The organism is Streptomyces hirsutus (assembly GCF_001418415.1).
Classification (GTDB): Bacteria; Actinomycetota; Actinomycetes; order Streptomycetales; family Streptomycetaceae; genus Streptomyces; species Streptomyces hirsutus.
Genome location: NZ_LIQT01000340.1, coordinates 431 through 4,677, shown reverse-complemented (window position 1 = coordinate 4,677; position 4,247 = coordinate 431). Strand labels below are relative to the sequence as shown.

At 72.1% G+C, this 4,247-nt stretch carries 4 protein-coding genes; 1 reads left to right on the top strand and 3 read right to left on the bottom strand.

The features are described from left to right. Nucleotides 1-167 precede the first annotated feature (167 nt). The 3 genes from AOK11_RS24665 to AOK11_RS24655 all read right to left on the bottom strand — a co-directional run bounded on the left by AOK11_RS24665 (nucleotide 168) and on the right by AOK11_RS24655 (nucleotide 3,303). On the bottom strand, nucleotides 168-1,499 hold the full coding sequence (locus AOK11_RS24665; protein WP_055595928.1) for an MFS transporter: 1,332 nt from the start codon (nucleotides 1,497-1,499) through the stop codon (nucleotides 168-170). Between the two features lie 75 nt (nucleotides 1,500-1,574). Then, nucleotides 1,575-2,960 carry an FAD-binding oxidoreductase gene (locus AOK11_RS24660; protein ID WP_055595927.1) on the bottom strand — a complete coding sequence of 462 codons (1,386 nt, stop codon included), beginning with the start codon at nucleotides 2,958-2,960 and terminating at the stop codon, nucleotides 1,575-1,577. A 1-nt stretch (nucleotide 2,961) separates the two neighbouring features. Then, entirely contained in the window at nucleotides 2,962-3,303 is a 342-nt protein-coding gene (locus tag AOK11_RS24655) for an avidin-fold protein (RefSeq protein ID WP_338058943.1), read from the bottom strand. Nucleotides 3,304-3,480: 177 nt separating this feature from the next. Here AOK11_RS24655 and AOK11_RS45335 point away from each other — a divergent pair. Continuing rightward, on the top strand, nucleotides 3,481-4,247 hold a 767-nt coding region (locus tag AOK11_RS45335; protein ID WP_240497477.1), incomplete at its 3' end, for an ATP-grasp domain-containing protein.

Genomic DNA, 4,247 nt, shown 5'->3' with positions numbered 1-4,247 from the left:
CTCATGGGTGGTGAGCACGGGTACGGGCGTGACTCGGGGTGGTGAGGGGTGCCGACCCGCCCGAGGGGTGGGGGACGGGCCGGGTGGTACAGCTCCGGCCCGTCCCCCACGCCGGAGCTGTACGGGTCGGGCCTACCGGCCGGGGCCGGGGCCGTGCGCGGGTGGCGTCAGCCGGCGACGGCCGAGTCCTCGCGTGCGCCGGTCCCGGCGGGCGGATCCTCCGGCGCCGCTTCGTCTGCTTCGTTCGCTTCGTCCGCTTCCGGCGTCTCGTCCGAGGGGCGCAGGCCGGCGTAGGCCGTGACCGCCGCCAGCACGCCGAGGACACCGCAGGCGAGCCAGATCCCGTCCCCGTAGCGGGTCCACACGAGCATGCCGAGAGCCGGTCCGATCGCCGAGCCGAGGCCGAAGACGGCCTGGGAGGCGGCGATGTAGCGGCCGCGGACCTTCTGTTCGGCCTTGGCCGGGTGGGCCCACAGGGTCGGGCCGCTGACCATCAGGCCGCCGACACTGACGGCGGTGGTGAGCAGGATCAGCGCGGGTACGCTGCCGGGCAGGCCGAAGCCCGCGACGCCGAGGCAGTACACGAACGTGCCCACCGTCGCCGCCGTGCTCGCACGCCACCGGCTCACCCGGGCGGTCACCGCCAGCTCCAGGCTGATCAGCAGCGCCGAGGACAGAGTGAGGACCACGCTGTAGAGGGCCGTGGAGTGGCCCGCGTCCTCCAGGTCGATCGGCAGGACCGAGAAGAACTGGGCGTAGACGAGCGCGCTGAGCAGCATCGACGTCAGATAGAAGAGGAAGCGGTAGTCGCGGACCATCCCGCCGTACGCCGACTGCTTCTCTTTTTCGGCGGGGGCGCCCTCGGCGGGGTCCTGCGCGGAGGCCTTCTTCGCCGGCTTGGGCAGCAGGGCGGCGGCGAGCAGTGCGTAGACGAGGGCGGTCACGCCGTCGAACCAGAACAACAGGTTCCAGTTGATCTGGATGAGGCCGGCGGCGAGCAGCGGTCCGGCCGCGGCGCCGATGTTCATGGCGATCCGCAGCATGGAGAAGCCCATGACCCGGAACTCGTCCGGCATCAGCTCGCTCAGCAGCGCGGAGGCGGCCGGGCGGTAGGCCTGGGTCATCAGGCCGAGCAGGACGACCAGTCCGAGCAGCACCGGATAGGTGCCGGGCTCGGCCAGCCACGGGATGACGAAGACCAGCACCGAGGAGCCGCCCATCGCCGCGATGATGGTGTTGCGGCTACCGAGCCGCAAGGTCAGCTCGCCGCCCAGAACGGTGCCCGCGACCGCACCGACACCGTAGGCGCCGAGCAGGAAGCCGGCCCGGTCGACGCCGTAGCCGCGGTGCGTCAGGTACAGCACGAGGAAGGTCTGGACGAAGGCGCCGAGCTGGTTGAGCAGCACGCCGCCGAGGAGGTAGCGAACCGGCCGCGGCGTCGCCCGCAGCGCGTCGAGGACGCCGGGGGCGGCGCCGTCCTTGGACTTGGGCACACTCATTGCGTCACCTTCGTTGGGATGGGGGGACCGGCGTGAGGCTTCCTCGTGGGGAGCCTCGGTGGGGCCCGTGGGGTTTCAGGAACCGATCGCCTGGTCGAAGGAGAAGACCCCGTCCGGGTCGTACTTCCTCTTCACCTGCACCAGGCGCTCGTAGTTGGCGCCGTAGTAGGCCTCGCGCCAGCCGGTCAGCTCCGGGTCGACGAAGTTCTGGTAGGCGGAGCCGGTGACGTGCGGGGCCATGGCGGCGTGCAGGCCGTTCAGCCAGTCGAGGTTGGCGTCGATCCGCGCGGGGCTGTCGTCGTCCGTCCACGAGGTGTCCAGGGAGACCAGGAACAGGGTGTCGCGGTGGACGAAGGCGGTGGCGTCGGGAGCCACCCGGTTGATGGCGCCGCCCCAGGAGAACAGTCCGGCCCCGCCGCCGTCGGCGTTGTGGCTGCCGGGCCAGCGCTCCACCCAGGACAGCAGGGTCTCGACGCCCTCGCCGGCCAGGGGTTCGCGGATGTAGTTGGAGCGCAGCGCGAATTGGTCGCCGGTGGTCGCGTGGACCATGTACGTGTTGGCCTCCCAGAACGTCCGCTCGGTCACGTCCCGGGACACCGGCGCGGCCGCGGTCAGCACCGGGTCGAGGATCTCCAGGCACTCGTTCGCGGGCCCGAAGTACTGTCCCTGGAGGGTGATGTCCAGGTTGTCGCGGATCGCGCGGAGGCCGGTGCCGTGCGTCCACACCCCGAGCCGGGCCGCGAAGTCGTCCGGTGCCCGCTGCACCATGCGCTGGCCGGCGTCCAGGACGGCGGCCGCGTCCGCCCACTTCCAGGTGAGGTGGAAGGTCGTGACGTCGGGGACCGGGTGGGCCTGGAAGGTGAGGGAGACATTGATGCCGAAGTTGCCTCCGCCGCCGCCCTTGCACGCCCAGAACAGGTCAGGGTTCTCCCGCTCGCTCGCCACCACGAGGGAGCCGTCGGCCAGGACCACCGAGGTCTCCACCAGGGCGTCGGTGGTCAGGCCGTAGCGGCGGGCCGCGAACGCCGCGCCCCCGCCGAGCGCGAGCCCGGCCACACCGACGGTCGGGCTGGTGCCGGTCGAGAAGACCATCTCGTACGGCTGCATCGCGTCGTAGACATGACTGATCTTCGCGCCGCCGCCCGCGACGACCAGCCCGGTGGAGCCGTCGGCGCGGGTTTGCGTGAGGCGGCTGAGGTCGATGACCAGGCCGTCGTTGACGGAGTAACCGGCGAAGCTGTGGCCGCCGTTGCGGGCGACGACGGGGATGCCCTGCTCACGCGCCCACAGCAGGGCCCGCTGTACGTCGGCGGTGTGGGCCGCGGTGACGACGGCGGCCGGGGCACGGTCCCGGTAGCGGGTGTTGAACATCCTCGAGCCCACCCGGAAGCCCGCGCTGCCCGGGAGGAAGACGCGGCCCTCGACCTCGCGGGCGAGTGCGGAGAAGTCGGCGCCGGACACCTCAGCGCACCTCCTCGAGGGACGAGGTGCCGCCGGCGGCGTGGGCGCCGTAGCGCTCCCAGCGCTCATGCAGCCGGATCCGCCCGTCGGCCAGGACCTCCGGGGTGTTCACACTGTGGCCGGAGATCACGCGCCCGTCGTCGAGGACCATGCTGTAGGAGAAGCTGATCACGCCGTTCGCGTCGCGGGTGCCCGCGAGGGAGCCGCGCCGGACGTCGCCACCGGCGAACTCGGCCCAGACCAGGTCGCCCTGCTGCCGGTAGAGCGCGATGGGCGCGTCGCCGGCCGGGTCCGTGAGGACCTTCCTGAATCGCTTGCCGTCGTAATTGATCACGTCAGCCATGCAAGCGGCGGCCGGAGTTGCCCGGAAGGGCCGCGGCCGACGGCCAATCAACCGGACGCCGGCGGGCCTGGGACCGGGGTTGATTGGCCTTGCCGGACATGGCTTCCGGGCAATGCGCGCGCCCCGTGGAATCGGGTGGTCACCCGGCTTCAGTCCGTTTCAGGAGGCGAACAGCGCGTGGACGACAACGGCGCACACAACGGCGTGGACGGCGAGCCGGGAGCGGACGGCGTGATCCTGCTCATCGGGTGCGGTATGCGCAAGTACCGCGAGTACCTGCTGGCCGGCGCGGCGGCGACGCACCCCGTCTGGCTGTTCACGGGCGAGGAGCCCGACTGGCAGACCCCCTACCTCACCGGGCACACCGTGGTGGACGTCACCGACCGGGCGGCCGTGTCGGCGGCGGCGAGGGAACTGGCGGGGCGCGTCCCCGTGCGCGGGGTGCTCAGCTGGGACGAAACCCTGATCGTGACGACCGCCCACGTGGCAGAGGCGCTCGGGCTGCCCGGTGCGGGCGTGGACGGCGTGGAGGGCTGCCGGGACAAGTTCCGCAGCCGCCGGCTGCTCACCGGGGCAGGCGTCGCCCAGCCGCGGTACGCCTGGGCGGACACCGCCGAGGAAGCCCTCGCGGCGGCGGAGACGATCGGCTGCCCCGTCGTCGTGAAGCCGCGCGGGATGGGCGCCAGCATCGGCGTCGTGCTCGCGGCGGACGCCGGTGAGGTCGCCGAGGCGTTCCGCACCGCCGACGAGGCCGGCCGGATCGGCGCGGAGTCCTACCGGGGCGGCGCGCTGGTCGAGGAGTACCTCGAAGGGCCCGAGATCAGCATCGACGCGGCCGTCGTCGACGGCGAGTACCACCCGATGTTCGTGGCCCGCAAGCAGATCGGACTCTTCCCGTACTTCGAGGAGATCGGCCACCACGTCGCCGCCGACGACCCGCTGCG